Raw genomic sequence first — 3,566 nt, 5'->3', positions numbered from 1 at the left:
CTAGTTCCTGTTCCACCAGCTAATATTCCTGCGTATATCATTTTTTTGCTCCTTTAAAATATTTTAAAATTTGTTACTAATTACTATTAATTATAACATGAAAGATTAGATTTTCAAAAAATATTGATAACTAATATTAATACAAAAATAGTTGAAATATAGAGATAAATTCCGTATACTAATGTTAGTAATAAAAATTTAGAAATCTCCTGTGTTTTGGGGGTTCTTATATATGATGAGGAAATATAATGAAAGTAATAAAAAATTATTTATATAACCTTTCGTATCAAATTTTAACTATTATTTTACCAATAATAACAGTTCCGTATGTTACAAGAATTTTTACGAGTGAAGATTTAGGGAACTATGGATTTTATAATTCTATTGTGAGTTATTTCTCGTTATTTGCGATGTTAGGTATTGGGATATATGGTACGAAACAAATAGCGGCAGCTCGAGATGTGAGTAGTACTTTTTGGAATATTTATGCGATTCAGCTTATTGCTAGCTTATTGGCACTTTTTGTGTATGTAATTACATTTGTAAGTATACCTAAAATGAGTGGAATAGTTCCGATAATATTAGGAATAATTCTTCTTACAAAAATGATTGATATTTCATGGTTATTTACAGGGAAAGAGGATTTTAAAAAAATAACATTAAGGAATACTATGGTAAAAGTAGCTGGGGTAATCAGTATTTTTACTTTTATTAAAAGTAGTGAAGATTTATATTTGTATATCTTTTTAATAGTTATCTTTGATTTTTTAGGACAATTTGTCATGTGGATACCGGCGAAAAAATTTATAAAACGCCCTTCTTTTGATACTAAAATTATTAAAAAAAATCTACATCCTATTGTGCTGCTCTTTTTACCGCAGGTGGCAATATCGCTTTATGTTGTATTAGATAGAACATTACTTGGACTTTTGGGGTCATATTCAGATGTTGGAATTTATGAACAAGGGCAGAAATTAACGAGTATACTTCTTACCGTAGTTAGTTCGTTAGGAGCTGTTATGTTACCAAGGGTTGCGAATCTTCTTTCTGAAAGGAAGGAAAAAGAAGCACAAAATATGGTGAGATTTTCATTTATTTTGTATAATCTTATTATTTTCCCAATGATATTTGGTCTTATTGCGATAAATGAAGTATTTGTTAAATTATTCTTAGGACAAAACTTTCAAGATGTAAAATATGTACTATACATTATTGTATTTAACATTATGTTTATCGGTTGGACGAATATTTTAGGATATCAGGTGTTAGTAGTTAGAAATAAAAATAAAGAGTTCATGCTATCAACGACGATTCCTGCTGTAGTCAGTGTTGCTGTTAATATAACGGTTATTCCATTTTTTGGATATATCGGAGCGAGTATAACATCGGTAGTAGTTGAATTTTTAGTATTCGCCATCCAATGGTATTATAGCCGTAATATTATTAATAAGAACTTACTGTTTAATAAAGATTTAGCGAAGATTGTATGTTCATCTCTTGTAATGTTTGGAGTCGTGATGTTATGTAAAATGACATTAGGATTAGACGGAATTATAGGTCTAATAATTTACCTTGCAGTTGGAGGTATCAGTTATCTAGCAATGATATTCTTATTAAAAACTGTTAATATCAGAGAGATGAAAGCAATGCTTAAATAGTGGTCTTGTTTAGAAAGATAATTATATATTTTATAGAAAATCAATTGAGTTTAATCTCGGTTGGTTTTTTTGAATTGAAGAGTTTATAATTCCCATTAGAAAAAAATACTAAATACAGTATAATTAAGGATGAAAAGAATTTGTCTAATTATGAGATAGGAGCAGTTTGGAATGAAAGTTTTTGATACAAAATTAAAAGATGTGAAAATAATAGGGCCTGATGTTTTGAAGATGAACGTGGTTTCTTTACGGAGAGTTATTCTGAAGAGAAGTATAAGCAACTAGGTATAGATTTTAACTTTGTTCAAGACAATCATTCATTATCAGTTGAAGCTGGTGTCGTTCCTGGTTTATATTTTCAAGAGGCAATGCTGCAAAAACAGAGCTTATTAGAGTAGTGACTGGGGAAGTATTAGATGTGGTTGTGGATCTTAGAAAAGGTAGCCCTACATATGGTCAGTGGGAAAGTTTTATCCTTTTGATGAAAATCTATGTTGGAATACCCATATGCATAAGTTCCTTTCTATGAGTGTCGCAATTTATAGTTTAAAGGATTTTATCCTTTTTGTAATAATGTTAGGAATTCTTCGAATTAATTGACAACAAGAAAAGGTATGTGGTAGAATATAGGAAAGTGAATGTGAAATGCTAGTACATTCCAACACGAAAGCCAATTGAACTTGTACTTCAATTGGCTTTTTATATTAATATTTAATATTCACATACAAAGTGAAGAGTATGCGTCGTGTCCTAAAATGGCTACTTTTTCTCGTTGTTATCTTTTAGGAAATAATATTCTATTATCAAAAGAATTACTCCGGATAATAGATTCACAAGAATTTGCGAAATGCTAGTATTGATACCAACACCTCCCTTCTGGGGCAGTAGCCTACCTTTATTATAACATTAGAAATTATGCAAGAAAAGGTTTTCTTGTTGGTATTGAGATTAAAGTTATATTTTTAAGATTATGTTAATAAGAAGAGGAACTGCTGAATTAATTGACAACAAGAAAAGGTATATGATAGAATATAGGAAAGTGAATGCAAGATACTAGTACATTCCAACACGAAAGCCAATTGAAGTGTGAGTTCAATTGGCTTTTTATATTAATATTTAATATTCACATACAAAGTGAAGAGTATGCGTCGTGTCCTAAAATGGCTACTTTTTCTCGTTGTTATCTTTTAGGAAATAATATTCAATTATCAGAAGAATAACTCCGGATAATATATTAACAAGAATTTGCAAAATACTAGTATTCATGCCAACACCTCCCTTCCGGGCAAGTAGCCTACCTTCATTATATCATTAGAAATTATATAAGAAAAGGTTTTCTTGTTGATATTAAGATTAAAGTTAGAATTTTAAGATTATGTAAATAGGAGAAGAAATAGAGGTATATCCCTTCGAATTAATTGACAATAAGAAAAGGCATATGGTAGAATATAGATAAGTGAATTGGACGATTATATTCACATGTGATCACGAAAAGCAACTGAACGGCTATTCAGTTGCTTTTTTATATGTATTAACATACCACTTAGTATGAGAATAGATATTCATACATGAGTGAATAACATGTACGTCGTACCTAAATAGGGCTACCTTTTCTTGTTGTTTTTATCATTTAGGAAATAAAAATGTTCTATAAATAGGAGAATAATTCCTACAAATAATCCAACAAGAATTTGGACGATTATATCGTACATGCGACCACCTCCCTTTTGGGCAAGTAGCCTATCTTTATTATAGCACTAGAAGTCATGTTAGAAAAAGTTTTCTTATTGGTATTGAGATTAAAGTTATATTTTTAAGATTATGTTGATAAGAAGAGTAACTGCTGAATTAATTGACAATAAGAAAAGGTATATGTTAGAATATAGATAAGTGAATTGGACGATTATA

1 protein-coding gene and 1 pseudogene are annotated in these 3,566 nt (G+C 29.5%); both read left to right on the top strand.

The window, feature by feature from the left end; all coding sequences use genetic code 11:
• Positions 1–248 precede the first annotated feature (248 nt).
• Positions 249–1,658 carry an oligosaccharide flippase family protein gene (locus tag HMPREF3186_RS06640; protein WP_060914482.1) on the top strand — a complete coding sequence of 470 codons (1,410 nt, stop codon included), beginning with the start codon at positions 249–251 and terminating at the stop codon, positions 1,656–1,658.
• A 284-nt stretch (positions 1,659–1,942) separates the two neighbouring features.
• Positions 1,943–2,187: pseudogene (locus HMPREF3186_RS09655) on the top strand (dTDP-4-dehydrorhamnose 3,5-epimerase family protein); the annotation flags it as partial.
• Between the last annotated feature and the right edge of the window lie 1,379 nt (positions 2,188–3,566).

This window comes from Gemella haemolysans (genome assembly GCF_001553035.1).
In the GTDB taxonomy this organism is placed as follows: domain Bacteria; phylum Bacillota; class Bacilli; order Staphylococcales; family Gemellaceae; genus Gemella; species Gemella haemolysans_B.
The sequence above is the reverse complement of the archived record's forward strand: the minus strand, read 5'-3'. Positions and strand labels throughout refer to the sequence as shown.